Raw genomic sequence first — 25,769 nt, forward strand, 5'->3', positions numbered from 1 at the left:
CGGACGCACGGACGGACCCCCCAGGCGGACGGGCAGACCCGCCGGACGCACGGACGGACCCCCCAGGCGGACGGGCAGACCCGCCGGACGCACGGACGGACCCCCCAGGCGGACGGGCAGACCCGCCGGACGCACGGACGGACCCGCCGGGCGGCGGACCGGCGGACCGGCGGACCGGCGGGATAATGGGCCCATGCGAATCTCGGCCAAGGCGGACTACGCGGTGCGCGCCGCGCTGCTGCTCGCCACCGCCGGTCCGACGGCGCCCCTGAAGGCCGAGGCCATCGCGGAGGCGCAGGACATCCCGCACAAGTTCCTCGAAGGCATCCTCAACGACATGCGCCGCAGCGGGCTCGTCGTCAGCCAGCGCGGTGTCAACGGCGGTTACCGGTTGGCGAGGCCGGCGCGGGACGTCAGCATCGCGGACGTGGTGCGGGCCGTCGACGGGCCCCTGGTCTCCGTACGCGGGGTCCGCCCGCCCGAGCTCTCCTACAGCGGCCCCGCCGAGTCGCTGCTGCCCCTGTGGATCGCCCTGCGGGCGAACGTGCGGAGCGTCCTCGAAGGGGTCTCCCTCGCCGACGTGGCGTCGGGCGAGCTGCCCCCGTCCGTCGGCGCGTTGGCGGAGGACCCGGCCGCCTGGTCCAATCCCTGAGCCGGCATCCCGCCACCGCGCCCTTCCCCCAGGGGGCGGCGAGGGGGCACCGCCCGCCACGACCACCCGGTTGCGTGCGCGGTGACGGCCCGCCAGTATCCCTACCCAACCGGTAGGGAACCGGGTGGTCTGGAGGCGGCCGTGAAGACGCTGGTCCTGCTGGCCCTGGCGGGGCTCGGCGCGCAACTCGTCGACGGCGCCCTGGGGATGGCCTACGGCGTCACGTCGACGAGCCTGCTGCTCGCCTTCGGCACGCACCCGGCCAGCGCCTCCGCGACCGTCCACCTGGCGGAGATCGGCACCACGCTCGCCTCCGGGGCGGCCCACTGGCGGCTCGGGAACGTCGACTGGAAGGTCGTCGCCCGGATCGGCGTTCCCGGCGCGGCCGGTGCCTTCGCCGGCGCGACCTTCCTGTCCGGCCTCTCCACCGCCCTCGCCGCGCCGCTGACGGCGCTGGTCCTGCTCGGCCTCGGCCTCTACGTGCTCGGCCGCTTCACCCTGCTCGGGCTGCCCACCGGCAACGTCGGCAAGCCCCTGCGCAGACGCTTCCTCGCGCCGCTCGGCCTGGCCGCCGGGTTCCTCGACGCGACGGGCGGCGGCGGGTGGGGCCCGGTCGGCACCCCGGCCCTCCTGGCCGGCGGCCGCCTGGAGCCGCGCAAGGTCATCGGCTCGGTCGACACCAGCGAGTTCCTGGTCGCGGTCGCCGCGAGCCTCGGGTTCCTCGTGGGGCTCGGTTCGCAGGGCATCGACCCCACCTGGGCCGCCGCCCTGCTCGCGGGCGGCCTCGTCGCCGCGCCGCTCGCCGCATGGCTGGTACGCCACCTCCCTGCGCGCGTCCTCGGGGCGGCCGTGGGCGGTCTCATCGTCCTGACCAACGTCCGGACCCTGTTGCGCTCCGACGGCGTCTCGGCCGGGGGCGCCACGCAGGGAGCGGTGTACGCGCTGGTGTGCGCCGTGTGGGCGGCGGCCGTGGCCCACACGGTCCGCGCACACCGCCGCCAGAACGCCCCCGCCGCCGCGGACGCGGACGCGGATGCCGACGCGGACGCGGACATCGCTGCGGATGCGGTTGCGGCCAGGACGGCCGCGGTGGCAACGGTGGCAGTGACAGTGGCGGCGGTGGGCGCACCCGATCCGGGGCCCGATCCGGAGGCCGCCGGCGCGGTGCCCGCCCCCGACGCCGCCCGGCGTGGCCCCGCCGGATGACGGACCGCCACGGCCGACGGGTCACCTCCACCGGCGGGTCACCTTTGCCCGGCGGTTCCGCTCCTGCCGGGGGCCTGTTGCGTCCCGTCGGCTCCCTCCGGCCGGTGGGCTCCCTCCGGCCGGTGGGTCCGCTCCGGCCGGTGGGGGGTGATGACCGGTGCGGCGCCCGCCGCGCGGGCCGCGCGCAGCAGGCGGTCGACCGCCCCGGAGGGGACGAGCCGCAGTCGCCGCCGGTCCCGCTGCCACCACGCGACGACGCCGAGGAGCGCCGAGTCGCAGAAGGTGACCGCCGTGGCGTCCAGGACGAGTCCGCGGTACCCGTAGACGGCCGCCACCGTCAGCACCACCCTCAGCGGGGCGGCGCTGTACCGGTCGACTTCGCCGGCGAGCCGGATGGTGAGCGTGTCGGCGGCGGTCGTACAGGAGCGGACGCCGACGCCACCGGGCACGGCGGGCCGGGCGGGCAGCACATGAGGGACGACGGGCCCGGCGGGGGCGACGGGCGCGGGCGGCAGCGCGGGCGCGGGCGGCAGCGCGGATGCGGGTCCGGGCGTACCCGGCGTACCGGTGAGGGGCGCGCGAGGCGCCGGAGGCACAAGGGGCAGTATCGGGCAGGTCGTCGAGTCGTTCACGGGGTGATCAACAGCGGTCGGGCGGGCCCCGGACACGGGCACCACGGCCGGTTCACCCCCGCGGGCCGCGGCGGGGCGGGAGACCGCCGGCGGAACCCGGCCGGTCGACGCCGCCGAGTACCCATCGAGGTCCGGGGCAGGGGCCCGACGGGGCCGAACCCTCCCCCGAGGAGCGGTTCGAGGCGGTCGGCCAGGTCGTGCCCCGGCCTGGTCCGGCCTGGTCCGGCCTGGTCCGTGCGACCGACGCGCACCTCGGGTGGGGCGCCGGGGCGGGCCACGGGCAGGCACCGGCCCGGAGCGCCGCGCACACCGGGGACGCCGGGCGCCGGCTGATGGCGAAGCGTGACGACGGGGGTACGGGGCGGGGTGCGGGCGGCGCTCCGGGCGGGTCGGGCGGAGCCGGCTTGGGTGCGGGGGCACCACTTCGCCGCCGGGGATTGTAGGTTCGGGGCATGACGAAGCCTGATGCACTGCTCGTGAACGTCGCGGCCACCGTGGAAACGGAGCAGTCCAATCAGATGTCCCTCACCGTCGTGGTCAACGGTGCGGTCATCACCGGGCGGCTCGCCCCCGAGGCCGCGTGGCGGCAGCGGGTGGCGGAGGTCCTGCGGGACTCGGAGCGACTCGGCGCGTTCGCCGCGGGGTTCGCGTCGCCGCCGGAGGAGGCGCGTCCCGACGAGGACGCGGCCCCGACGTACCTGCACTTCCACGTGGCGCGGATCCTCCAGGGCACCCTGGGGATCCCGGAGACGGGCGGGATGTACCGCGTGGCCATCGCGGACGTGAACGCGTGGACGGTGGGTGACTTCAGCTACACGGACGACTGAGCGGCCGGGGGCGGCCGGACCCCGGCCGCCCCCATCACGTCTCGTCCTCCGCGGCACGTGACGCCGTGCGGCGCGCGGTGCCGGAGGCGTCACGCCGTACGCCTCCGCGCGCGGGCACGTCCGCGCACACGGCACGTCCGCGCCCTCGGCACCCCGGCCGCGCACACGGCACGGTTGCGCACGCGGAGCATCCTCGTACGCGGCACGGTTCCGCACGCGCGGGACCGCTCTCCGCCACGGCACGCTTCCGCACGCCGTACGCGCGGCACGCCGTGTGCGACGCGTCACATGCCGTACGTACCGTCGTGCCGGCCGGCACGGGGCCGGGCCGGGGCTGTGGCGTGCGTGCGGTCAGCCCAGCGGGTCGGCGGAGGGCGCCGGGGCGGTGACGCAGGTGAAGCCGAGGCGTCGCAGGGCCCGGGTCACCTCGGCGGCGGTGAAGTCGCGCCGGTCCTGCCGGGTGATCACCTCGCCGACCTGCTTGACCGGGTAGGTGTGGTCGCCGATGACCGCGCAGGGCCCCACGGCGGGCTCGGGCGTGACGCCGGCCATCAGCGTCTGCACCTCGCTCTGGACGAAGTCGAAGGGGAAGCTGGCGATCACACAGCGCATGGCGGCCTCGCAGGGTCGTGTCGTCGGTCGGTGGACGGGTCGGGACGTCCGGGTGGGGTGCGCGGCGGCGTGTGTGGGGTGCCGCCGCGCGGGGTCACCGCTGGGTGCTCGCTGCGCCACGCGCCGGGCGGCGGCCCCGCCGTGCCCCGCCGCGTCGGCCGCGGCCGGCGGCGGCGGGCTTCGCCGCCGCGGCCGGTGCGGGGGTGGGGACCGTGACGACGACCGGTATGCCGGACGGCGTACGGGCGCCGGTGATGCGGGTCAGCTCGGCCTCGCCGGAGCGGACGGCGGTGGTGCGCGGCTTGATGCCGGCGTGCACCATGAGGCGGTCGACGTCGCGCCGCTGGTGCGGGAGGACCAGCGTGACGACGCTGCCCGACTCGCCGGCGCGGGCGGTGCGGCCGCCGCGGTGCAGGTAGTCCTTGTGGTCGCCGGGCGGGTCGACGTTCACGACGAGGTCGAGGTCGTCGACGTGGATGCCGCGGGCGGCGACGTTCGTCGCGACCAGCACCGAGACGTGGCCCTCCTTGAACTGGGCGAGGGTCCTGGTGCGCTGCGGCTGGCTCTTGCCGCCGTGCAGCGCGGAGGCCCGCACGCCGCTCTTGAGGAGGTGCTTGGTGAACCGGTCGACGCCGTGCTTGGTGTCCAGGAACATGATCACGCGACCGTCACGGGCGGCGATCTCGGTCGCCGTCGCGTTCTTGTCGGTGTCGTGGACGTGCAGGACGTGGTGCTCCATCGAGGTGACCACACCCGCCGACGGGTCCACGGAGTGGACGACCGGGTCGGTGAGGTAGCGCCGCACGAGGGCGTCGACGTTGCGGTCGAGGGTGGCGGAGAAGAGCAGCCGCTGCCCGTCGGGCCGGGTCTGGTCGATCAGGCCGGTGATCTGCGGCAGGAAGCCCATGTCCGTCATCTGGTCGGCCTCGTCGAGGACGGTGACGCTGACGTCGTCCAGCTGGCAGTCGCCGCGCGTGACGAGGTCCTTGAGGCGACCGGGGGTGGCGACGAGGACGTCCGTGCCGCCGCGCAGGGCGGCGGTCTGGCGGCCGATCGACACGCCGCCGACGACGGTCGCCTGGCGCAGGCCGAGCGCGCGGGCGTACGGGGCGAGCGCGTCGGTCACCTGCTGGGCGAGTTCCCGCGTGGGGACGAGCACCAGCGCCGACGGCCGGCGGGGTTCGGCTCGGGTCCCGGCGAGCCGGCCGAGCACGGCCAGCCCGAAGGCGAGCGTCTTGCCGGAGCCGGTGCGGCCGCGGCCGAGGACGTCGCGTCCCGCCAGGGAGTTGGGGAGGGTCGCCGCCTGGATGGGGAACGGCGCGGTCACGCCTTCGGCTTCGAGCGCCCGCAGCATCGGCGCGGGCAGGCCGAGGTCGGCGAAGGACGCGACGGGCGGCAGCGGCGGCGTGTGGGTGACGGGCATGGCGAAATCGCCGGGCGGGGGCGGGGTGGAGCGGTTGCCGCCCCGTGTCCGCGCGCTTTTCGCGCCCTTCGGACTGTTGTCCGTCCGGTCATTCCGCGCGCCGCGCCCGGCGGGTGCCGGGGCAGACTGGCGGGTTCCCGAGTGATTGCCCCGGGAGCGGGGGGTACGGGCCATGGAGACATTCCTCAAACAGGGGATCGAGGAATTCACGGCCCTCGATTCAGCCGGGCGGGCGGCACGCCGAGCCGAACGGCGGCGCCGGGGAACGGCGCGGGGCCCGCACCCATGGTGCGGGCCCCGGCGGCGTCGTAACGCCTACGTCGTCAGGCGGGGAGGATGTTCTCCGCCTGCGGGCCCTTCTGGCCCTGCGTGACGTCGAAGGTGACCTTCTGGCCTTCCTGCAGCTCGCGGAAGCCGGAGGTCGCGATGTTGGAGTAGTGGGCGAACACGTCGGCGCCGCCACCGTCCTGCTGGATGAAGCCGAAGCCCTTTTCAGCGTTGAACCACTTCACTACGCCAGTAGCCATGATTATCTCCTCAGGGGGATATTCGGACCCACACCGTGTGAGCCGCGCGTCGCCGCGATGATTACCCCGTCCGGAAGAACCGGCCACACAAAAGTGCTCCTCCGCCCGTGGGGGGCGGGGGGGCACATGAAGCTCTGGGAACCACAACTGCAACTCCTTCGAGGCTAGCACGGCATTGCCGCACGGACCCATAATTCCCGGCGCCGAATTGTCTGCGGGAGAAAAGCTGCCGCCGCCCCGCCCGCGAATCTGCACCGGCCGGAATAGACATTCGCCACCCGCGACGGTTACGGTTCCCGCGTGAGGGGGGTGCCGTCCCGGTGGCCGCCCGGCACGACGCCCGAGACGAAAGGCGCGCATGGCTCCAGGAGCGCGACGCAGCACCCCCGCCGACAACCTCGACGACGACGACTACCCCGCGTACAGCATGGGGCGCGCCGCGGAGCTGATCGGGACGTCCCCGGCCTTCCTCCGCGCACTCGGGGAGGCGGGGCTCATCACACCGCCGCGGTCCGGCGGCGGACACCGCAGGTACTCGCGGCGCCAGCTGCGCATGGCGGCTCGCGCCCGCGAGCTGGTGGACCAGGGCACGCCCGTCGAGGCGGCGTGCCGGATCATCGTCCTGGAGGACGACCTGGCCGAGGCCCTGCGCATCAACGACGAGCTCCGTCGGGACGACCCCGAGGACGCCGGGCCGGGAGACGGTGCCGCGCCGAGAGACGGCTCCGGGCCGGGGGACGACGCCGGGCCGGTGTCGGGGCACGACGCCGGGCCCCCGGACGGCTCCGGATCCTGAGACGGCGGCTCCGGCTCGTCGGGTGCCGGCTCGGGCGACAGCCGGTGGACGGGCCCGGCGGAACGACCCCGGTCGTGCCGGCTCGGGCGGGCGGCCCGCACGGCGGGCGCAGCCGAGGCAGGGGACGTCGGGCATGCGGAGGCTCCCCGGGGCGCCGACTCGGGGATCTGCACCCGACTCGGAGCTCTGCAGTGGCGCGCCACCCGGCGGGCTCCGCGGGCTCCGGTCGGTGACCACCGCAGGACCGCTCCGGCGGTGCTCCGGCAGGCTGCGGTCGGCGGCCACCCGGCGGACCGGCCCAGGAGGGACGTCGTCGGGTCCGGCGGGGTCGGAGCGGCCGGTCGTGGACGCGCCGGTGGTGGTCGGAGGCTCCGGCGGTGGTCGGACGCGCCGGCCGTCGCGGTCAGACGCGCTGGTCGCTGTGGCCGCAGACCCACGCCAGCGCGTCGTGCACCCCGCGGACGTACTCGCGTGCCTCGTGCGGGCACGCCGGGTCGTCGAGCAGGACCGCCGCCGCGTCAACCTCCGCCGTCAGCCGCCACACGTCGGGCACGTCGCGGCCCCGTACGCCCGTGATGGGCCCCTGCGGAGCGCGGGCCAGCGCCCACCGGTACGCCTCGGTGGCGCCTTCCCGCAGGGCGCGGGGCCTGTCGCCGTCCCTGTCCCGGAGCGCCCGGCCGCCGCGGGCGTCCCGCCCGGGCCCGGTCGCCTCCGCGGCGAGGGTCCGGTACGCGGACTCGACCTCGTCGACGGGGCGGACACCGATCCGGGGACTTTCCCTTCGCACCGCATGGCGCGTCGTCATACGCGTACACCCCATCCTCCGTGCTTTCCCACTCTTCTTCTCCGGGTCCCCGCCATCGCCCGGGATATACGCGCCGATGCGCCGCGGGTCCGCGCGAGGGCCCCGGCTTCCCGCGGGCGTCACCCGTTCGGGTCGACGCGGTCCGCCGACGAGCGCATGGTGGTTCCAGGACCCAGGCACGTCCCCGGCTCCACCGGGACCCGCCCGCAGGCCCCAGTCCAGGGCCCCGACCGGCGCCGCGTCCCGTGCCGCGGCGTGTTCGGCACGGCGAAAGGGGTGCGGCCATGACCGGCTGGGCTTCGTGGACGACGGTCAACGTGATCGCGGGAACGGGGGGCGTCCGCACGGAGGAACTGGGTGTCCTCACCGGGGACCTCACCGTGCACACGACGTGGTACGGCACCGAGGCGGACGTCGCGGTCCAGTACAGCGGTGGTTCGGAGTGGTACACGATGTCCGGCAGCCCGGTCCCGTGCCACTCCGAGGAGGAGAGCCGCTCCCTGCACCAGACGGCGGTGGAGGCGGTACAGGAGGGCCACGGCGCCGTCGTGACCCGCCTGAAGCAGACACGACCGGGTTGACGGCGCGGGAAGGGGGAGGGACCCCGCGCTGCGTGTGGGCCCGGGCGCGCGGGCTCCCGTGCGTGCGCGGGGCGCTCCTCCGCCCGCCTCCCGGAGCCGTCCCCGGCACGGTGGGGCGGACTCCCTGGCCCCCCTGGCTTCCGGCCCCCGCTCCCCGCGTCACCAGGTCGCGCCGGAGGGTTCCCGGACCATGGCGTTCGGGCGGTCGCAGAAGTTCGTGGCGGCGACCACGACGATCAGAGCCGCCGCGCAGGCGGTGGCGTTCGCCCGGTTCGGCGAGGTGCCCCCCCCCCAGGCTCGTCAACGGCACCCCGGGCGCTCGCCCTGGTGGACGGTCGCCCGGTGTCGCTGAGGGCGTTCACGCTCGTCGAGGGCCGCGTCACCCGTCTCGACGCCTGCACCGACCACACCCGCCTCACCGCCCTGGACGTCCCGGCCCTCACCGGCTGACGGCCACGGGGCCCTGGGGTGCGGGGGTGCGGGGGCTCCTCGGGCCGGCGGCACCGGCGGTCCGTCTGAAGTACCCCCTGGGCCCTTCCGAGTACGTCGCGGTGACGACGGGCGCACACCCGTGTAGCACTCAGGTATGACCCCTGACCAGCGCGGAGGGGGACTCGTGGAACCTCCCCGCGCTCATACCGTCTTGACCGGTAAGGAACGCATAGGGAAACGGGTGTGACAGTGGGTCAGACGACGCAGACGGTGGGGGCGGACCGGCGCGGAGCGGGGGCGGCCGGGCGGCCGCGGGGGAAGGCGTTCGCACCCGAGTACCAGGGGGCGCTCGGGTCCCTGTCGGTGAACTCCTCGCTCACCGACGTCCTGGAGACGGGCGTGCGCGAGCTCCGCGCCGCCGAGGCGGCCGGCGAACTGGGCGAGGTGGCGCGGTGCGGGCTCGCGGTGGCGGAGGCGTCCCGGCGGCTCGGGCGGATCGACGAGGCCGACCGGGCGTGGAAGGCCTCCTACCGGGCCGCCCGGGAGGCCGGTGACGTCGGCGCGATGGCCTGGGCGCTGTGGAGCGGCGGCACGCTCGCCCGGCAGCGGGGCGCCCTGGCGCTGGCGTACCGGCTGCTGCGGCTCGCGGCCGAGCTGGGCGAGCGGGGCGGGGACGTCGTCGTCCGCGGGTACTCCCTCGCGGGGCTCGCCGAGACCGGGCGGATACAGGGCGACTACCAGGCCGTCGGCGAGCTGCACGAGCAGCTCCTCGCGGAAGCCCGCCGCCGCGGTGAGGCCCGGCACACCGTGTGGGCACTGGAGGGCATCGCGCAGATGCACCGCAACACCGGCTCGTACGACCGGGCGCTGGAGCTGTTCGAGGAGGCCGCCGAGACGGCCGGCCGGGCCGACGACCGGCGGGGCCGGGCGTGGGCGCTGCGCGGCATAGCCGACGTCGTCTCGGTACGGGACGGGGACGTGGAGCGGGCGCTGGCGCTGCTCTCCGAGGCCGAGGTCGCCTGCCGCGAGATGGAGCTGTCGAGCGCGCTCGCGTACAACCACAAGATGCGCGGCAACGTCTTGTACCGGGCCGGCCTGTACGCCGAGGCGCGGGACACGTACGCGGGGGCGCTGGAGGAGTTCCGCGCCATGGACGAGCCGCGCGGCACGGCGCTGTCCCGGCTGGGACTCGCCAAGGCCCTCGCCCGGCTCGGCCGCGACACCGCGGAGACCGCCGCCGAGCTCGCCGAACTGCGCGACACACTGAACCGCATCGGGCTGCGGCACGCCCGCGACATGGTCGAGAAGGCGGCCGCCGAACTGGGCGTCGGACCACTGCCGTCCGGCGAGGAGGAGGCCCCGCGATGACCTCCGTACCGGTGACCGCGTCGGCTCGCACGGCCCCGCCTGCTCCCCCGCTGCCCCCCACGCCCTCCGCACGACGCGGCGGGGGCGGGGAGGGAGAGGCAGACGGGAAGGGAAGCAGGAGCCGGGGCAGGGGCAGGGGCAGGGACGGGGACAGGGTGTACGCGGACATGGTGGACGCTTCCGGCGCCGCAGGCGCGGACGCGGCCGGGAGGGCGGGCGCCACGGGTGCGGGCGGGGTTGTCGGCGCCCTCGACGTGGTGGACGCTTCCGGCGCCGCGCACGAGGGGGCGGCGGGCGCTGCGGCTGCGGCTGCGGCGGGTGTCCTGGCGCGCTGTCGTGCGCTGGTGCGGCCCGCCCTGGCCGACGCCGTCGGGGGGCTCCACCCCTGGACCGGGGAGATGGCCGCGTTCTCGCTCGGCTGGAGCGACGTCGCCGGCACGCCCGACCCGGGGGCGTCGGAGGGCAAGGGCGTACGGCAGGCCCTCGCCGTGCTGGGAGCGGAGGCCGCCGGCGCCGACGGGCGCGTCGCGGTGGCCGGCGCGGTCGCGGTGGAACTGGTGCACGCGTTCTCGCTGCTGCACGACGACATCATGGACGGCGACGCGATGCGCCGGCAGCGCGAGACGGTGTGGAAGGCGTACGGCACCGGGCCCGCCGTCCTCGCCGGCGACGCCCTGTTCGCGCTCGCCGTGCAGTCCCTCGCCGAGGCCCCCGGCGAGCACACCCGCGCCGCGGTGCGCCGTCTGTGCGACACCCTCACCGACCTGGTGCGCGGCCAGGCGGAGGACCTGTGCTTCGAGGACCGGCCCTGGACCGGGCGGGACGCGGTGCGGCCCGACGAGTACCGCGCCATGGCCGAGCACAAGACCGGCGCCCTCCTCGGCTGCGCCGCCGCGCTGGGCGCGCTCCTGGGCGGGGCGCCCGAGGCGACCGTCACCGCGCTGGACCGGGCCGGGCGGCACCTGGGCGTGGCGTTCCAGGCGGTCGACGACCTGCTGGGCATCTGGGGCGACCCGGCCGTGACGGGCAAGCCGGTCCACGGCGACCTGCGGCGGCGCAAGAAGACGTACCCGGTGCTCTCCGCGCTCACCGCCGGGGGCCCCGCCGCCCGCGAACTGGCCGCACTCCTGGAGACCCCGGGCGACGACACGGCCGGCGACGGCCCCGACGCGGCCGGAACGCACGGGGACGGCACCGCCGCGCGCGCCGCCGCGCTGGTGGACCGGGCCGGTGGGCGTGCCGCGACCCTGGAGGAGGCCCGGCACCACCTCGCCGCGGCCCGCGCCTGTCTGCACGACGCGTCCCTCGCCCCGGGCGCGGCCCGCGACCTCGACGCCCTGGTGGCCTTCCTCCTGCACCGCGCGGTGTGAGACCGCCCCGCCCGGTCGCCGTTACGGGACCGGGCCGGGGCCCAGGCCCGGGGCGGCGCGGGACGGTGCCCGGCGGGGCGGCGTGAGGCGGGGCGGCGGCGTGAGGCGGTCCCCGGTGGCGGCGCGGGGCGAGCGGGATACGAGGCGGGACCGGCTCGTGGATACGGGCGGAGCCGGGCTGGGCGGGCGGGGGGCCGCAGGCAGGCGGGGCCTGACGGGAGCCGTACGCGGCGGGTCGTCAGACGTCCACCGTCACGGCGCAGGACCAGCCGTGCGGGCCCGGGCCCATGCGGAGCACGTGCCACGACACGGCGCTCGGCACCGCTCCGGTGATCGGCACCCGCCGCAGCGCCGCCACGGCGAGCCGGACATCGAGGCCGCCCTCGTCGGTCGTCTCCACCTCGACGTCCACGGGCACCTCACCGAACTCGTCCACCCGGAAGACCACCTCGTCCAGGAGGTCGGCCAGCAGGTCGTCGTCGGCCACCTCGTCCAACCGCACCCGCCGCACCGCGTCCGCGTGGGCCGCCGACACGTCGGCGAACGACTCCACCAGGGCGAGCACCGCCTCCCCGAGGCACTGCTCGCGGCTGGCGCCCCACGCCTCGATGCGCACGTCGGCCGTGTGCGGCAGCGCCCGGTGGCCGCCTCCGCCGGAACGCGGTACGGGGACCTCACCGTTCATGACGGCCGTCGGCAGGGACACGGGCGGCGGACGCCGCCACGACGGGAGCGGACACGGACGGGAGCGGTGTCGGACGCGCGGACGGGGGGCGGACGCGCGGTGCCGGCCGGACGTTCAGCGCGCGAGCCGGACGGGCGGTGCGGGCCGGACCGGCGGTGCGGGCCGGACGGGCGAACCGGGGCGGGGGTGCGGGCCGGGTCGGGGGTGCGTGCGCGCCGGTCGGCGCGCGGCGGGGCGGGGCGGCGGCGTGGTCGTCGGACGGGGCGTTCCTGGGAGCAGCGGTGCCGGGAGCCATGGGCCCCGCAGTACCCGCAGCGGGTCCGGGTATGCCGGGTCGGAGCGGAAAAATCATGGTCTGAAGTGATGCACGTCACTCGATCGGAGTTATCCTGGCGCCGGACCCGTGAGTCGGACGAACCCCGGCCGGAGCAGCCGGTTCCGGCGGGAGCCGGCAGCCACCGCCGGGGGCCGACCCCGCGGTTCGCCCCGCCCCGGCCCCGGGCCCCTCCTCCCCGGGTACCGGGGCCCGTGCCTTCCGGACGGGCGGTGCCGTTGTCGTTGGCGACGCGCCGCCCGCGCGTCGTACCCGACCCGGAGGAGCCCCCCGTGAGCAGCAATCCCAGCCGCAGGAGCCGCAGGACCGGCCGTCTCGTCACCGGCGCCGCCCTCGGCGCCGCCGCCGTCGCGCTGGCCGGTGCCGGTGCCGCCCACGCCGACGCGACGGCGCAGGGCGTGGGCAGCGAGGCCATCCCGCTGGGCGCGGCCGGGACGGCCCTGCTCGGTCACACCGGCACCGTGACCGGCACCGGCATGAGCGGCGCCACCACGTACGCGCAGGGCCTGGGGCAGCTCGCCGGCGTCGCCGGCGGCGCCGGCATGAGCTGACGGCGGCCCCCGCCACCCCGTGGCGGGGGACTGCGATACGGCGTGGCCGGGGGCGGACGGCGCCACGGCGTGGCGTGGGGCCGGCCGGGACGCGGCGCGGTGGTGGTACCGCCCGGCGGGGTGGTGGTGCCGCCCGGCGGGGTGGTGGTGCCGCCCGGCGGGGTGACCGTGTCACCGGTACCGGGCGGGGGTGCGGTTGCCCGGAGGCCGTGCCGTGCGGCGGCGCCCCCGGCCCCGCGCCCGGGTCTACGCGACGGGCTGGAGCGTCCAGCCGTGCGGCGCGGCCGGATCGGGGGCCTGGAGGCTCAGCGCGGCGCCGTTCTCCGGTCCTGCCGGCGCCAGGACCAGCCCCCATCCCTTGAGGGTGAGGGTGTGCGTCGTCGCGTCGGCGGACGGGGCGGGCAACCAGCGTTGGGCGTCGCTGTCGACGCACGGGCGCTGGACGACGGCGGCGCCCGCCCCGACCGGCTCGACCGGCTGGAGGCAGAGCCCCGAGTGGACCGCCTTGATCTGCACGTGGCCGTCGCCCAGGTCGGCCACGAGCCACTGCTGGTTGGCCTGGGCGTGGCGCTCCCAGACGATCACCGGGGCGCCGTCGTTGGTGGCGGCGGCCGACACGTCGACGGCCCGGCCGGTCGCCGCGTCGAACAGGACGAACTGTCCCGCCGGGACCGGCGGCCGCGACTCCGTCGCGGAGGCGGACGGCGTGGGAGCGGGCGCGGGAGCGGTGGGGGCCCCGGTGGTGGCCCCCGACCCGGCGGTCGCCGTGCCGGCCGCGGCGGGCGCGGGGTCCCCGTCGCCGCCGCTGAGCACCGCCCCGATCCCCAGGCCCAGGACGGCGCACGCGGCAATGGCCGCACCGACGAGGACCACCCGCGACGGGCCACGGCGGCGGGCGTCGCCGGGCGCGGTACGGGAGGTGGCGCGGGACGTCGTCCGGGGCGTGTGGGGCGGAGGTTCGTCGACGACGCGCGGCAGGGGCCGCGTCGACTCCGCCGGAGGCGGCGGCCCGTACCCGTCCGCCCCGTCGGCCGGGGACACCGGCCCGCCGTACGCGGGGGTGGGGGGCAGGACCTGCGTCGCGTCGGAGGCCGGCGGGTCGTGGGCGGGGACGGGACGGAGGACCTGTGTGGCGTCGGAGACCGGGGTCTCGTACGCGGGGGTGGATGGGAGGAACTGTGTCGCGTCGGAGGCGGACGCGTCGTACGCGGGGGTGGGGGGCAGGACCTGCGTCGCGTCGGAGGCCGAGGCGGAGTCGGTGGTGGGGGCGTACCCGGGTGCGCCGTATGCGGGTGCGCCGTATGCGGGTGCGTCATACGCCGGTACGTCGTACCCCGGTACGCCGTGACCCGGGGCGTCGTACCCCCGGGTGTCGTACGCGCCGGATGCGTCATATCCCGGGGCGGCATGGCCCGGTGTGTCATACCGCGGGGCGTCGTGGCCCGGCTGCGGGCGTGGGTCGCCGGTCGGTGGGAGGTACCGCGTCGCCTCCGGGTCCCAGGCCCGCGGGTCGCCGCTGTCCGGTCGGTGGTTCACCATGCTCCTCAACCCATGCCAGGGCCCGCGCCGTCGGGCTCGCGCGCCGTCCGGCGAAGGTACAGTGCGACGATCGTACGAATCGATCCACGGGGGATTTCCATGGCACTGTTCGGCAACGCGCACACCGTCGACCCGGCGAGCGCCCAGCAGGAGTACGCGCGGCTCCTCGGCCCCGACGAGCGGGTGTACGCCGCGTTCCTGCTGATCCGCGACACGATCCTGTTCACCGACCGCCGGCTGATCATGGTCGACAAGCAGGGCATCACCGGCAAGAAGGTCGAGTACCACTCGATCCCCTACCGCAGCATCACGCACTTCGCGGTCGAGACGGCCGGGACCTTCGACCTCGACGCCGAGCTGAAGATCTGGATCTCCGGCAGCCCCACGCCGGTCCAGAAGACCTTCACCAAGGGTGTCGACATCTACGAGGTGCAGGCCATCCTCACGCAGTTCGTGGCCCGTTAGGCCGGGCGGGTCGCCCCCACCCGGGGGAGAAGTCGCACGGTTGTCCGGCGCGCGGATCGCCGGTGCACGGTTCCGGGCGTTCCCCGTACGTACTCTGGCCGTCCAGCGTGAACGCGTGGACGGCGACGAGTAGGCGGGCGCGGTGATGGTGAACGATCAGCGGTGGCACATGAGGATCGGCGAGGTCGCGGAGCGGACCGGGCTGCCGCTGCGCAGCATCCGTCACTACGAGGACGCGGGCCTCGTCGCCCCGTCCGCGTGCAGCAGGGGCGGCCTGCACCTGTACACCCCGGCCGACGTGGAGCGGCTCGGGGTCGTGCGCCGCATGCGGCGGCTCGAGTTCACCCTGGACGAGATCCGGGAGCTGCTGGGCATCGTCGACCGGCTCGCGGTGGTCGACGACCCGCCGGGGGACGAGGAGCTGGAGACGCTGCGGGCGCGCCTGGAGGTGTACCGGCGGGCCGTCGACACCCGGTGCGCGGTCCTCGGCGCCCGTCTGCGCGAGGCCGAGGACTTCGCGGCGACCCTCCGCGCGGTCGCCGACCACCTCGACCACGACCGCGTCGGCTGACGGCCCGTCGGTGCGGGACGACCGCGCCGGGTGACGGGCCTCCGCGTCGAGTGCCGCCCGTCCGCGCCGGTCACCTCGCGCGGCCGTCCGCGCCGGTCACCTCGTGCGGCCGTCCGCGCCGGTCGCCTCCCGCGGTCGCCCGCGGCGGCGTCGTCCACCTCCCGCGGCGCCCACGGCGGCGTCGGTCCTTCGTGGCGCCGACGCCGACGCGGGTGGGGGTGCCGCCCCGGAGATCAGCCCAGGGTCAACGCGCGGGCCGTACTCACCGTCATACCGTCGGACGCCGCGCCGACGCCCGTCGGCGCCCCGTCGCCCTGCTGGGGCACGCTCGTCATCTCCACCCGGACGATCACGCTGTCACCGGCGCGGAAGGCGCCCGGACCGTCGGCCGTGACCGTGTCGGTGCGCGCGTGCCGCACCCCGTCGCAGACCTGCGGCTCCGGCACCCGGGTCAGGGCCGATGCCGTCCCGCTGGTCCGGTCCTCCAGTCGTACGGCGAGGCGCACGGGCCCGGCCCCGGTCGGGCACTCGTACGTGTAGGCCACGTACGCGGCGCGCTCCGACGCCGCCGCGACGGCCGCCTCGACGCGCACCCCACCGCCCTGGGGCAGCGCCGCACCCGTCACCGCCAGCGCGCACAGGACGGCCGACCCGGCCGTGCCGGTGCTCCTCGCCCACCGCTTCCGCGCCGCGGGCGTACCGGTCGTTCCCCTCATCACGATCTCCTTTCGCCTGTGTGGCGGAATGTACCGACATGAGGGGGTACCAATCGGGGTGGCGGCCTCGGTCGGTCACCCGTTCGGCGCCGGGGCGGACGGGACGGGTGACCCAGCCGGATGGGCCGCCCGGCGGGGCGGGCTCGGTGGGCGCGGGTGGGAGGTGAGAGGGGAGGGCGGGGTGGGACCTCGCGGTCGTGGTCAGCTCTCGGCCGTGAGGGCGGGCATCTCGCCCTCCGTCCTGGTCACGTCGATCACCGAGAACGCCGCGCCCTGCGGGTCGAGCAGCGCCGCGAACCGGCCGAACGGGCTGTCCATCGGCCCGAACACCACCTTCCCGCCGTGTGTGGTGGCCCGGCCGATCGCCGCGTCGACGTCCTCGACGGTGAAGTAGACGTTGATGTACGGCGGCACCTCGGCCGGGAAGTCGCCGTCCATCCGCATGCGGCCCAGGACCGGGGCGTCGTCGAGCTCGAAGACCTTGAAGTCCATGTGGGCGTCCTCCAGCCGCTTCACCGCGAAGGGGAAGACGGCCGGGAAGAAGGCGTCGGACGCCGTGACGTCCCGCGTGTAGACCTCGGCCCAGCAGTAGGCGCCGGGCACGGCCCGCACCTCGAACCCCTCGTGGGTACCGGCCTCCCAGACGCCGAAGGTGACACCGCCGGGGTCCCGGGCGAGCAGCATCGAGCCGAAGTCGCCCACGGTCATGGGCTCCATGAGCACCTCACCGCCGTTCTCGCGCACCTTGCGCGCGGTCGCCGCGACGTCCGACGAGGCGAGGTACAGGCACCAGGCGGGCGGCGGGGCCCCGCCGTCCTGCCCCGGCATCGGCGGGACGACGGCGGCGACGGCCCGGCCGTCCGCGTACGCCTGGACGTAGTTGCCGTACTCGGTCTGGGCGTGGCCGAACGTCCACCCCAGCACGTCGGCGTAGAAGCGCTTCGCGCCCTCGACGTCGGTGAACATCGCATCGGCCCAGCAGGGCATGCCCTCGGGTTGCACAGCCATGGCGGTCTCCTCGTGGTGCGCGGGCGGCGGCCCCCGGTTGCCACGTTAACCACCGGCCGGACCGGACGCGCGCGGAGCCGCCGGGGCGGCGCCGGCCCGACCGGGCAAGGGTGCGGGCGCGAGCGCGGTGGGGGCGACGGTGCCGGACGCGGCCGGCGCCGTGGGGCGGGCCTGCGGCCGGGTGGCGGCGGCAGGCAGGCAGGCGGGCAGGCGGGCAGGGGATCGGGCAGGCAGGCAGACGGGCAGGTGGCCAGACGGGCAGGCGAGCAGACGAGCAGGCGGGTCAGTCGAGGCCCGGGGCGCCCCAGACGGGGAACCAGCGGCCCAGGTCCGCCTCCACGCGCAGCTCGTCCGCCAGCACGGCCCGCACCTGGAGCTCCAGTGCCGTGTCCCGCCGCTCCCCCACGAGCGGTGCGAAGGGGTAGAACGACCCGCGCTTGTACAGGTACACGAGCGCCAGGCGCCGCCCGTCCCGCGGGGCGCGGAAGCCGACGAGGGAGCAGAGCAGGTGCGGCCCGAAACCGGCCTCCCGCAGCAGCGTGTTCACCGCGTGCAGGTCGGTGACCAGGGCGGGCAGCCCGTCCGGCGGGTGCCGGGCCAACAGCCAGCCGTACCCGTACGCGTCACGGCTCGGCTCCACCGGCACGCCGCCGCGCCCGGTGTCCGCGTCGAGCAGCTCCCGCACCTCGTCGCGGACCCGCGCGAACGCCCCGCCCTCCACCCCGGCGAAGCAGACCGACCCGGCGCCCGTCGGCGTGAAGCCCGTCGCCGCCTCCAGCGTCAGCGCCGCGCCCGGCAGGGCGAACAGCCGGTCCAGGTCGGGCCGCACCGGCCGGGAGCGGCCCAGCAGCGCGTCGAGGAAGCCCATGGCGCCGCCGCCCCGCGCCCTACCGGCCCAGCCGGGCGGAGATCCGCGCCAGCTGGTCCAGGCGCTGTTCGAGCGGCGGGTGCGAGGCGAGCAGCCGCCCGATGCTCTGGCGCGAGGAGAAGGCGGGCGCGAACCAGAAGGCGTTGTACGGCTCCGCACGGCGCAGGTCCCGGGTGGGGATCTGCCCCATCTGGCCGGTGACCTTCGTCAGCGCGGCGGCCAGCGCGGACGGCCGCCCGGTCAGCAGGGCCGCGGCCCGGTCCGCGGAGAGCTCCCGGTACCGGGACAGCAGCCTGGTCAGCAGGAACCCCACCGCGTACACGACGGCGCTGATCACCGGCACCAGCAGCACGGCCACGGCGGCGCCCCCGTCACGGCCGTGCCCGCCCCGCCCGAAGCCGCCCCACAGCGCGACCCGCGCCATGGCCCCGGCGACGACGCCCAGGAACGCCGCCACGGTCATCACCACCACGTCGCGGTGGGCGACGTGGGACAGCTCGTGCGCGAGGACGCCCTCCAGCTCCTCCGGCTCCAGCCGCCGCAGCAGGCCGGTCGTGACGCAGACCAGCGCGGTGTCCCGGCTGCGGCCGGTCGCGCACGCGTTCGGCACGTCGGTGTCGGCGACCGCCACCCGCGGTTTCGGCATGTCGGCGAGCGCGCAGATCCGGTCGACGGCCCCGTGCAGCTCCGGCGCCTGCTCCGCGGTCACCTCGCGGGCGCCCATGCTGTACGCGGCGAGCCGGTCGCCGAACCGGAACTGGGCGACGAACAGCGCACCCGCGATCACCACGACCACCGGCCACGAGCCGCGCAGGAACGCCACGAGCACCCCGACGACGACCACGTACAGCAGTCCGATCAGGAACATCGTCGTCACCATGCGGGTGGTGAGGCCCCGGTCGGCGACGTACCGGGAGTGGCTGCGGCCGTCGCTGCGGCTGCGGCTCCGCGACGCTGACATGGCACGCCTCTTTCCTCGCGCCGGCTCCCCTCTTGTGGTGATTCTTCCCTTTCGCCGGGGTTGCGAAGCGCGCAGAGGTGGTGCGGGCGGGGGCGGGAGGCGGGTCGGAGCGGAGGGGGGTGGAGCGGGAGGGGCGGTGCGGCGGGGGGCGGGGCGGTGCGGCGGGGGTGGGGGGTGCGGCCCTTCGCTGCTCCGTGGTCGCGCGAAGGGTCGCACCCGCGTCGCGCGCCACCCGGGACGCACGGGGTCCACCACGGACAAGGGACTCCCCTCGTGGCCCCCTGTCCGTGTTTTTTCGAGTTAACAGTGACGTAGAGTGTTTGCGCAAGCCCGATCCGCTCCTGAACCGCCCGGGGCGGGGTCGGTACAGTACGGGCCCGTTGACTTGACCGCGCAGGCGCGGCGGACGCGAACGTGGGGACCGGGATGGACGACGGCAACGGCGGGGAGCGCACGGCACCCGAGCTGAGAACGCTCCAGCAGAAGGTCGCGTACATGGTGGAGAAGACCTTCCCCGGCCAGAAGGTCTCGGGGCGGGCCTTCTCCGAGATCGTCAGGGAGCGCGGCGGCGCCCTCTCGCACAGCTACTTCTCCAACATCCTCGCGGGCAAGGTGACCCACCCGTCGGAGGAGATCCTCAAGGCGCTCGGCCTCGGTTTCGGCGTCGACTGGCGGTTCTTCAAGGAGGAGTCGGAGGTCGTCGACGACGTCGTGGCCGGGCTGCAGTTCCTGGCCAAGCGCCGCACCGGCGAGATCAGCGGCATCGCGGGCCGCGGCGTCGACGACGCCGGCCTTCCCGCCGAACTGCTGGAGTTCGCGCTCTCCCTCCTGAAGGAGGCGCGGCACGACGGCCCCACCACCCCCGACGGCCCCACCGCCGCTACCGAACGGGGGGCCCGATGACGAACGCGCGTCCCCACCACGTTCGTTAAACTCGCCGATCGCAGGTCACACTCGCGTGACTCCGATCAAGAGGTCCCCATGTCCAAGCGGTCCATGCGCGCGCTGCGGAGAGAGTGCGAGGCCGGGCTGGCCGACCTCCCCATCCCCGCGCCGTTCGGCATCCCCGAGCTGGTCGCCAACATGGAGGCCGCCCGCGGCCGTCGCATCGTCCTCCAAGAGCTCCCGGAACGTCTCGCCCGCGTCAACTCCGCCTGCGGACTGCGCCTCAAGTCCGGCGACACGAGCTTCGTCCTCTACCGGCGCCGGCCCACGACGTACCAGACGCACCACGTCATCCTGCACGAGCTGTGCCACGAGTGGTTCGACCACGGCACCTCCCTCGACGCCGAGCGGCTGCGCCGGCTGCTGCCCGTCTTCGACACCTCGCTGATCGACCGCGTGATGCGGTCCGGCACCACGGTCCAGGCCCGCGCCCAGTACGACACGCACGACGAGCGGGTCGCGGAGTTCGGCGCGTCACTGATCCCGCGGATGGCGCGTGAAGTCCCCGGCGACGACATGGTGGACCGGCTGGCCGACTCCCTGTCGAGACCCGTCGCCCACCGGCGCAGGGAGCTCTCCCCGCGCCGCCGGCCCTTCCCGCTGGGGCTCTTCCGGCGCTGACGCCGCCGGTACCCGCCCCCTCCCGTCCCGAGCCCGTACCCGACCGACCCGCACCCCCGCGAGGACCGCATTGAGCCCCCTGGACCTGGCCGGCTACCTGATAGCCGGGCTGATGACCGCCGTCGCGCTGTGGCGGATGCCGGCGGCCCTCCGGGGCGACGAGGAGGACCGGCGGCGCCGCGCCCTGTGGGGCTGCTACGCCGGGTTCGCCGCCGCCCTGTGGACCAAGACCCACGTCGTGCGCACCGCCCTCAACAACAGCCCCGTCGTCGACCTGGCGGTGCTCATCAAGCACTACACCGCGACCATCGCCATCCTCGCCATCCTCGGGTACATCGTCGCCATCTACGGCACCTACCCGGAGGGCGGGCCGGTACCGCGGCACGTCCGCTTCGCCCGGCTGGTGCAGCGGCTCGCGGCCAAGGCGTCGGTCGCGACCCTCGTCCTGCTCACCGTCCTGTTCTTCACCGTGGTCGACCGGTCCGTCCCCTCCGACCGCTTCGTCTCCGACCACGCCGGCCAGTGGGGCGCGACGCTCTACATGACCGTCTTCTACCTGTACCTCGGCGCCGCGTCCGCGGTCTGCGCCCACCAGTGGGCGCTGGCCACCGCCAACGCCCGGGTGCGGCACCTGCGCGTCGGGCTCGGCATGATGACCGCCGCGATGTTCATCGGCGTCGGCTACACCGTCAGCCGCACCCTCTTCCTGTGGGTCAGCGTCGCCGTGGAGCCGTCGGACGGCTTCGCGACGGCGTTCGACAAGACGACGGAGGCCGCGCAGGTCCTGCTGTTCGCCCTCTTCGCCGTCGGCGCGTCCATCCCGGCGTTCGGCACGGGATGGCGGCGGGCACGGCTGTGGCGGGCGCAGGTGGCGCTGCACCCGCTCTGGCGGGAGCTCATGGCGGCCTTCCCCGACCAGCCGTTCGCCCCGCCCGCCTCGCTGCCCCGTGAACTCACCCGCTTCGACACCCCCGCCGACCTGCGGGTCGACCGGTGGGCGGCGGACATCGCCGACGCGGTGGAGAAGCTCCGCCACTACGCCCCCGAGGGCCTGCTGCGGGCCGCCCGCGAGGCCGCGGGCTCGGCGGGACCCGTGGCCGACGCGTACTGGATCAAGGCGGCGCTCGCGGCGAAGGCGTCCGGCGCCCCCGCGGGCGGCGCCGCCGACTTCGAGACCCGCCAGGCCGCGGACCAGGACGGCGAAGTGGCCTGGCTCGTGCGCGTGGCCGAGGCGTACCGGTCCGTGCCCGAGGAGAGCGCGAGGCGGTTGCTGGCATGAGCACCAGGGAGGGGAGCGGGGTGGGGGTTCCGGGGGGCGGCGCGGTGCAGGCCGCGGGCGAAGGTGCCGTGGGGGTTGCCCGCAGGGTCACCGACGTCCTCCAGCCGCGCAACGTCCTGCTCGCCGGCATGACCGCCGTCGGCGCGGCGGCCGCCGGCCACTGGACGGGCGTCCTGTGGGGCCTGCTCGGAGCCCTGTGCGCGGGGATCGTCCCGGCGGCGTACATCGAATGGGAGCGCGGCCGGGGCCGGTGGGGCGACCGGCACGTCGTGGACCGTACGAAACGGGCGCCCATCTTCTTCGTCATCCTCGGCTCCATCGGTACCGGCTCGGTCGCGATGCTCCTCGGCGGCGCGCCCGCCGGCATCCTCCTGGGGATGCTGGCGCTGTGGGTGATGACGGTCGGGCTCCTCGCCGTCAACACCGTGTGGAAGATCTCCGTCGACTCGGCGGTCGCCTCCTCGGTGGTCACGCTGCTGGCCTGCGTCCACTCCCCCTGGTGGCTCGCGGCGTACGCGATGACGGCGGCGGTGTGCTGGTCGCGGGTGGCGCTGCGGTACCACACGGTCGCGCAGACGGCGGCGGGTGCGGCGCTCGGGGCTGCCACGGGGCTGGCCCACCTCCTGGAGTGAGCCGGTCCCGGTCGCTCCGGGGTGGTGGGGGTCGGGGGGCGTGGGGCGGGTCTGCGGGTGGGGGTCTGCGGCTTGGTCCGCGGGTGGGCCCGCGGATCGGTGCGCCGGGCGCGCGCCCCTCGCACGGGGGACCCGCCGCATCGCGGCCCGTGCCGGTGGGCAGCCATGGCCGCGACCCGAAGCCTCCTGGAAGCAGGTCCCGCCCATGCGCCGTCGTCACACCGCCGTCCTCGCCGCCGCCCTCGCCCTCGCCTCGGCGTGCCTCCTGCCGACCACCGCGGCGGCCACCGCGGGACCCGGCCCGCTGCCCCCGGTCCTGCCCGCCGCCGAGTCCCTCGTCACGGAGGGCGTCTCCGTGGAGGGGCCGCTGATCAACAACGTCACCCTGCCGTTCGGCCTCTGACCCGGGCGGCTCAGCCGCAGAGCGCCGTACCGAGCGCGGCACCGGCGAAGGCGCCGCCGAGGGAGACGGCGGGGGTCACCACGACGTTCGCGCCGGCGAGGCCCGCGGCGCCGCTCCGGGCGAGGCGCAGCGTCTCGTACGAGAAGGTCGAGTACGTGGTGAGGGCGCCGCACAGCCCCGTGCCCCAGAAGGCGTACGCGGGGGACGCGACGGCCGCGCCCGCGAGCACGCCCAGGCCCAGGGAGCCCGCGAGGTTGACCGCCAGCGTGCCCCAGGGGAAGCTCGCGCCGTACCGGGCGCTCACGGCGCGGTCGGTCAGGTAGCGCAGGGGTGCCCCCAGGGCGCCGCCCGCCATGACGAGGAGCCACGTCATGCGGTCGACCCCCGCTCGTCGGTCGGGCTCCTCCGCGCGAGTACCGCCCGCGTGGCCCGCGCCGCCGCGGTCACGGCGAGCAGCGCGGCCACCAGCGTGCCCGCCAGGTACGCCAGGGCTGTCGCCGTCCGGCCGCCCTCCAGCAGGGCGCGCGTCTCCAGGGCGTACGCCGAGACCGTGGTGAACCCGCCCAGCGCGCCCGTCGCGAGCAGCGGGCGCAGCAGCCGGTGGGCGCGCGGCTGCGGCGACGCGTCCAGCACCGCCGTCAGCACGCCCATGAGGGCGCAGCCGACGACGTTCGTCCACAGGGTCGCCCAGGGGAAGACGCCGGGTGCGGTGGGCCACAGCAGCCACAGGCCGTACCGGGCCCCCGAGCCGAGCGCGCCGCCCAGCGCCACGGTGCCGATCAGCGGCCAGTCCGCGGCGGCCACCGCACGTGGGCGGGTCGGGAGCGGGTTCATGACCGACGAGCCTAGTCGCGGGAGCGTCGTGGTCCGGTGCGGCGGCGGTGCCGGTGCCGGGTCGCGGCGGTCGGTGGGTGGGGCGGGGCGCGGCGGGTCACCTCCTCGGGGCCGGCGGTCTCGGGCACCGCGGACGTGGACCTGCAATCGCCGGCAACCCCTGCGCGAGCGACCCACCACGGCCCCGCCACTCGCCGTGGGGCCGTTGCCCGGCGTCCTCGGCCGCCGTTCGGGAGCCGGGCCGCGGAGGCGTCACCCGGGGCCGGGCGTTCGTCACAGGCCGCCGTCCGGGCGGCTCGGGGGTGCTGCGGGGGTTTCGGGAGGCTCCCCGCGGGTCAGCCGGTGGCGAGGAGGCGGTCCACCAGCGCGTCGACGTCCAGCCGCTCCTCGCCCTCCGGCACCACCTCGTAGGTGCGCTCCAGGAAGCGCGCCAGCGACTCCTCGCCCACCGTGAAGTCCGCCTCGCCGCACAGCTCTATGTGCACGCCCGGCCATATCCGCACGTCACCGTCGCCGACCTCGTGGCGCATGCCCTCGCGCAGCATCTCGCGGTCGAGCCGCCACTCCGCGTACACGTACTCGCCGTCCGTGAACGCCACCCTGACCGCGTAGGGGTCCTCCTCGTCGTAGGTCATGTGCGCCAGGACGGGCAGTTCGTGAAGGCGCATGAAGAGCTTGTCGTGCAGGACCGCGTTCATGGGTTCCTCCCGAGGTCGACGAGGCGGGCTCCGCCTCCCAAGTGCCCCGCAGGAGCGGCCCCTATCCCGTCGCGCCCGATCCGGCCGTCCGCTCGGCGGCGGACGCGCGTGAGATGCGTCGCATGTCGGCTTTGGGGCTCTTCCGGCCGCCCACCCACCGCCTACCGTGGGCGGGTGCCCCACCTGTCGCCCCTCTCCACCGTCACGACGTCCTACGCGCCGCGCCTCGCCGAGTTCGCCTTCGAACCCGGCTTCGTCGCGGCCGTCGACCAGCACGTCGCCGCCCTGCGCGAGCGCATCGGCGCCGTGGGTCCCGAGCTGGTGCCCGGGGCGCCGGACCGGGAGGCGCTCTCCGACTACGCGCTCGGCTTCCTCGACGCGCTCGCCGAGACCGGCTGGGACGAGCCGGTCGGGCACGACTTCGCCGTGTGCCGGCTGACGGCCGTCTGCTGGCTGGTCCTGCGGTACGACCTGCTGGAGGACAGGGGGGCGGACGCGGCACGGGGTCGGCCCGCGCACGAGCCGACCCCTGACCTGGACGCGGACTGACCCGTCACATGGGGTCGGTACCGCGCATCTCGCTGCTGCCGCCCTGGCGCTGGCGTTCCTGCTCGCGCTGCTGCGCCAGGGCGTCCTCGCGGCCGGCCATGTAGGCGCCGGCGCCCGTGCGGGCCTTCGCGGACTCCTGCTCGGCGGCGCTCATCCAGCGCTCCATCCGCTGCCGCATCGGGACGATCGCACCACCGCCGACACCGACGATCAGGATGCCGGCGGCCGCCGCGAGCACCGCGTACAGCACCGGCTGGGTCACGGACGTCGCGATGCCCGCCTGGCCCAGCGCCGCGATCACGCCGAGCGCGACGATCACGCCCCAGACGACGGTGGCGACGGTGTTGCCGTAGGAGACGCTCGACAGCACCCCGCGGACGACGTTGCGCACGGCGTTGGCGATGGCCATCGCGACGACGACCAGGACGAGCGCGATCAGGGCGCGCGGCAGCCAGGCGACGATGCTGTCGATCATGCCGCTGATCGGGTTCGGGCCGAAGACGCCGAAGGCCAGCTGCAGGGTCACCAGCAGCAGCCCGTAGTAGACGACCTTGGCGAGGATTCCCGTCGCGTCGTACTGCGAGTTCTCCAGCATGCGGTGGGAACCGGCGCGCTCGCTGAGCCGCTCGAAGCCGACCTTCCGCAGGACCTTGTCCACCACCTTGGCGATGAGCTTGGACACGATCCAGCCGATGGCCAGGATGACCAGGAACGCGATGAACTTGGGGACGAACTGGGCGACCTTCGACCAGGCGTCGGATATGCCCTGCTGGAAGTCCACCGCGAGGGTGGCGGTCGAGACGTTCTGGGACATGAGTGGCCCTCCACTCGACGAGCCCCCCACGGACGCTTACTCCTCGTGGATATCAGCGCGGCGGC

At 75.7% G+C, this 25,769-nt stretch carries 31 protein-coding genes; 16 read left to right on the forward strand and 15 right to left on the reverse strand.

The window, feature by feature from the left end:
- The first annotated feature begins 193 nt into the window (after positions 1 to 193).
- Together ACF053_RS10015 and ACF053_RS10020 are read left to right on the forward strand one after the other, a co-directional pair.
- On the forward strand, positions 194 to 652 hold the full coding sequence (locus tag ACF053_RS10015) for an RrF2 family transcriptional regulator (RefSeq protein WP_391953424.1): 459 nt from the start codon (positions 194 to 196) through the stop codon (positions 650 to 652).
- A 141-nt stretch (positions 653 to 793) separates the two neighbouring features.
- On the forward strand, positions 794 to 1,858 hold the full coding sequence (locus ACF053_RS10020; RefSeq protein ID WP_391953425.1) for a sulfite exporter TauE/SafE family protein: 1,065 nt from the start codon (positions 794 to 796) through the stop codon (positions 1,856 to 1,858).
- Between the two features lie 38 nt (positions 1,859 to 1,896).
- On the opposite strand, the gene ACF053_RS10025 is transcribed toward ACF053_RS10020, so the two are convergent.
- A complete protein-coding gene (locus ACF053_RS10025; RefSeq protein ID WP_391953426.1) occupies positions 1,897 to 2,454 on the reverse strand; it encodes an STAS domain-containing protein in 558 nt (185 codons plus the stop codon).
- 488 nt (positions 2,455 to 2,942) lie between these two features.
- Between ACF053_RS10025 and ACF053_RS10030 the strand changes: the two genes are divergently transcribed.
- The gene (locus ACF053_RS10030; RefSeq protein WP_391953427.1) at positions 2,943 to 3,317 is read left to right on the forward strand and encodes a hypothetical protein; all 375 of its coding nucleotides are present in this window, start codon (positions 2,943 to 2,945) and stop codon (positions 3,315 to 3,317) included.
- Between the two features lie 351 nt (positions 3,318 to 3,668).
- Here the strand turns inward: ACF053_RS10030 and ACF053_RS10035 are convergent, their stop codons facing one another.
- The 3 genes from ACF053_RS10035 to ACF053_RS10045 form a co-directional block, all read right to left on the reverse strand.
- Positions 3,669 to 3,929: an SCO5918 family protein gene (locus ACF053_RS10035; RefSeq protein WP_391953428.1), complete on the reverse strand. Its 261-nt coding sequence runs from the start codon at positions 3,927 to 3,929 to the stop codon at positions 3,669 to 3,671.
- A 94-nt stretch (positions 3,930 to 4,023) separates the two neighbouring features.
- Positions 4,024 to 5,526 (reverse strand): DEAD/DEAH box helicase, encoded by a 1,503-nt coding sequence (locus ACF053_RS10040; RefSeq protein WP_391953429.1) that lies wholly within the window; start codon positions 5,524 to 5,526, stop codon positions 4,024 to 4,026.
- 149 nt (positions 5,527 to 5,675) lie between these two features.
- A complete protein-coding gene (locus ACF053_RS10045; RefSeq protein ID WP_010468045.1) occupies positions 5,676 to 5,879 on the reverse strand; it encodes a cold-shock protein in 204 nt (67 codons plus the stop codon).
- 358 nt (positions 5,880 to 6,237) lie between these two features.
- On the opposite strand from ACF053_RS10045, the gene ACF053_RS10050 reads away from it, so the two are divergent.
- On the forward strand, positions 6,238 to 6,675 hold the full coding sequence (locus tag ACF053_RS10050) for a MerR family transcriptional regulator (RefSeq protein ID WP_391953430.1): 438 nt from the start codon (positions 6,238 to 6,240) through the stop codon (positions 6,673 to 6,675).
- A gap of 403 nt (positions 6,676 to 7,078) precedes the next feature.
- Here ACF053_RS10050 and ACF053_RS10055 read toward each other — a convergent pair whose 3' ends face one another.
- Positions 7,079 to 7,462 carry a hypothetical protein gene (locus ACF053_RS10055; RefSeq protein WP_391953431.1) on the reverse strand — a complete coding sequence of 128 codons (384 nt, stop codon included), beginning with the start codon at positions 7,460 to 7,462 and terminating at the stop codon, positions 7,079 to 7,081.
- A gap of 302 nt (positions 7,463 to 7,764) precedes the next feature.
- On the opposite strand from ACF053_RS10055, the gene ACF053_RS10060 reads away from it, so the two are divergent.
- The 3 genes from ACF053_RS10060 to ACF053_RS10070 all read left to right on the forward strand — a co-directional run bounded on the left by ACF053_RS10060 (position 7,765) and on the right by ACF053_RS10070 (position 11,231).
- Positions 7,765 to 8,061, forward strand: a complete 297-nt coding sequence (locus tag ACF053_RS10060) for a hypothetical protein (RefSeq protein WP_058945420.1) — start codon at positions 7,765 to 7,767, stop codon at positions 8,059 to 8,061.
- Positions 8,062 to 8,763: 702 nt separating this feature from the next.
- Positions 8,764 to 9,861, forward strand: a complete 1,098-nt coding sequence (locus tag ACF053_RS10065; protein WP_391953696.1) for a tetratricopeptide repeat protein — start codon at positions 8,764 to 8,766, stop codon at positions 9,859 to 9,861.
- 167 nt (positions 9,862 to 10,028) lie between these two features.
- Positions 10,029 to 11,231, forward strand: coding sequence for a polyprenyl synthetase family protein (locus ACF053_RS10070; RefSeq protein WP_391953432.1), 1,203 nt, complete (start codon positions 10,029 to 10,031; stop codon positions 11,229 to 11,231).
- A 238-nt stretch (positions 11,232 to 11,469) separates the two neighbouring features.
- Here ACF053_RS10070 and ACF053_RS10075 read toward each other — a convergent pair whose 3' ends face one another.
- Positions 11,470 to 11,916, reverse strand: a complete 447-nt coding sequence (locus tag ACF053_RS10075; protein ID WP_058945008.1) for an archease — start codon at positions 11,914 to 11,916, stop codon at positions 11,470 to 11,472.
- A 606-nt stretch (positions 11,917 to 12,522) separates the two neighbouring features.
- Between ACF053_RS10075 and ACF053_RS10080 the strand changes: the two genes are divergently transcribed.
- Positions 12,523 to 12,801, forward strand: coding sequence for a hypothetical protein (locus ACF053_RS10080; RefSeq protein WP_391953433.1), 279 nt, complete (start codon positions 12,523 to 12,525; stop codon positions 12,799 to 12,801).
- 246 nt (positions 12,802 to 13,047) lie between these two features.
- On the opposite strand, the gene ACF053_RS10085 is transcribed toward ACF053_RS10080, so the two are convergent.
- Positions 13,048 to 14,340, reverse strand: coding sequence for an RICIN domain-containing protein (locus ACF053_RS10085; RefSeq protein WP_391953434.1), 1,293 nt, complete (start codon positions 14,338 to 14,340; stop codon positions 13,048 to 13,050).
- 99 nt (positions 14,341 to 14,439) lie between these two features.
- Here ACF053_RS10085 and ACF053_RS10090 point away from each other — a divergent pair, with 99 nt between their 5' ends.
- Together ACF053_RS10090 and ACF053_RS10095 are read left to right on the forward strand one after the other, a co-directional pair.
- Positions 14,440 to 14,805 (forward strand): PH domain-containing protein, encoded by a 366-nt coding sequence (locus ACF053_RS10090; RefSeq protein ID WP_391953435.1) that lies wholly within the window; start codon positions 14,440 to 14,442, stop codon positions 14,803 to 14,805.
- 145 nt (positions 14,806 to 14,950) lie between these two features.
- A complete protein-coding gene (locus ACF053_RS10095; RefSeq protein ID WP_391953697.1) occupies positions 14,951 to 15,376 on the forward strand; it encodes a MerR family transcriptional regulator in 426 nt (141 codons plus the stop codon).
- Positions 15,377 to 15,609: 233 nt separating this feature from the next.
- On the opposite strand, the gene ACF053_RS10100 is transcribed toward ACF053_RS10095, so the two are convergent.
- The 4 genes from ACF053_RS10100 to htpX all read right to left on the reverse strand — a co-directional run bounded on the left by ACF053_RS10100 (position 15,610) and on the right by htpX (position 18,929).
- Positions 15,610 to 16,092 carry a hypothetical protein gene (locus ACF053_RS10100; protein ID WP_391953436.1) on the reverse strand — a complete coding sequence of 161 codons (483 nt, stop codon included), beginning with the start codon at positions 16,090 to 16,092 and terminating at the stop codon, positions 15,610 to 15,612.
- A 201-nt stretch (positions 16,093 to 16,293) separates the two neighbouring features.
- Entirely contained in the window at positions 16,294 to 17,100 is an 807-nt protein-coding gene (locus ACF053_RS10105; RefSeq protein ID WP_391953437.1) for a VOC family protein, read from the reverse strand.
- Between the two features lie 283 nt (positions 17,101 to 17,383).
- Complete coding sequence (gene pspAB / locus ACF053_RS10110) at positions 17,384 to 17,968, reverse strand: PspA-associated protein PspAB (RefSeq protein WP_391953438.1); 585 nt, start codon at positions 17,966 to 17,968, stop codon at positions 17,384 to 17,386.
- A gap of 19 nt (positions 17,969 to 17,987) precedes the next feature.
- Positions 17,988 to 18,929 carry a zinc metalloprotease HtpX gene (htpX, locus tag ACF053_RS10115; protein WP_391953439.1) on the reverse strand — a complete coding sequence of 314 codons (942 nt, stop codon included), beginning with the start codon at positions 18,927 to 18,929 and terminating at the stop codon, positions 17,988 to 17,990.
- A gap of 426 nt (positions 18,930 to 19,355) precedes the next feature.
- On the opposite strand from htpX, the gene ACF053_RS10120 reads away from it, so the two are divergent.
- The 5 genes from ACF053_RS10120 to ACF053_RS10140 all read left to right on the forward strand — a co-directional run bounded on the left by ACF053_RS10120 (position 19,356) and on the right by ACF053_RS10140 (position 22,809).
- On the forward strand, positions 19,356 to 19,832 hold the full coding sequence (locus ACF053_RS10120; protein WP_391953440.1) for a hypothetical protein: 477 nt from the start codon (positions 19,356 to 19,358) through the stop codon (positions 19,830 to 19,832).
- Between the two features lie 78 nt (positions 19,833 to 19,910).
- Positions 19,911 to 20,495 (forward strand): toxin, encoded by a 585-nt coding sequence (locus tag ACF053_RS10125; protein WP_391953441.1) that lies wholly within the window; start codon positions 19,911 to 19,913, stop codon positions 20,493 to 20,495.
- Between the two features lie 70 nt (positions 20,496 to 20,565).
- On the forward strand, positions 20,566 to 21,774 hold the full coding sequence (locus tag ACF053_RS10130; RefSeq protein ID WP_391953442.1) for an MAB_1171c family putative transporter: 1,209 nt from the start codon (positions 20,566 to 20,568) through the stop codon (positions 21,772 to 21,774).
- 128 nt (positions 21,775 to 21,902) lie between these two features.
- Entirely contained in the window at positions 21,903 to 22,406 is a 504-nt protein-coding gene (locus ACF053_RS10135) for a hypothetical protein (RefSeq protein ID WP_391953698.1), read from the forward strand.
- Between the two features lie 205 nt (positions 22,407 to 22,611).
- Positions 22,612 to 22,809: a hypothetical protein gene (locus ACF053_RS10140; protein ID WP_391953443.1), complete on the forward strand. Its 198-nt coding sequence runs from the start codon at positions 22,612 to 22,614 to the stop codon at positions 22,807 to 22,809.
- Positions 22,810 to 22,819: 10 nt separating this feature from the next.
- Here ACF053_RS10140 and ACF053_RS10145 read toward each other — a convergent pair whose 3' ends face one another.
- From ACF053_RS10145 to ACF053_RS10155, 3 genes are all read right to left on the reverse strand, one after another.
- Positions 22,820 to 23,182, reverse strand: coding sequence for a fluoride efflux transporter FluC (locus tag ACF053_RS10145; RefSeq protein ID WP_391953444.1), 363 nt, complete (start codon positions 23,180 to 23,182; stop codon positions 22,820 to 22,822).
- Positions 23,179 to 23,643, reverse strand: a complete 465-nt coding sequence (locus ACF053_RS10150; RefSeq protein WP_391953445.1) for a FluC/FEX family fluoride channel — start codon at positions 23,641 to 23,643, stop codon at positions 23,179 to 23,181. Before ACF053_RS10150 ends, ACF053_RS10145 begins: the two co-directional genes overlap by 4 nt.
- Positions 23,644 to 23,978: 335 nt before the next feature.
- Positions 23,979 to 24,341, reverse strand: a complete 363-nt coding sequence (locus ACF053_RS10155; protein WP_058944993.1) for an SsgA family sporulation/cell division regulator — start codon at positions 24,339 to 24,341, stop codon at positions 23,979 to 23,981.
- 183 nt (positions 24,342 to 24,524) lie between these two features.
- On the opposite strand from ACF053_RS10155, the gene ACF053_RS10160 reads away from it, so the two are divergent.
- Positions 24,525 to 24,890 (forward strand): DUF6401 family natural product biosynthesis protein, encoded by a 366-nt coding sequence (locus ACF053_RS10160; protein ID WP_391953699.1) that lies wholly within the window; start codon positions 24,525 to 24,527, stop codon positions 24,888 to 24,890.
- A 4-nt stretch (positions 24,891 to 24,894) separates the two neighbouring features.
- On the opposite strand, the gene ACF053_RS10165 is transcribed toward ACF053_RS10160, so the two are convergent.
- Positions 24,895 to 25,704 (reverse strand): mechanosensitive ion channel family protein, encoded by an 810-nt coding sequence (locus ACF053_RS10165; RefSeq protein WP_391953446.1) that lies wholly within the window; start codon positions 25,702 to 25,704, stop codon positions 24,895 to 24,897.
- Positions 25,705 to 25,769: the final 65 nt, after the last annotated feature.

The organism is Streptomyces kanasensis, assembly GCF_043077165.1.
GTDB lineage: Bacteria > Actinomycetota > Actinomycetes > Streptomycetales > Streptomycetaceae > Streptomyces > Streptomyces changanensis.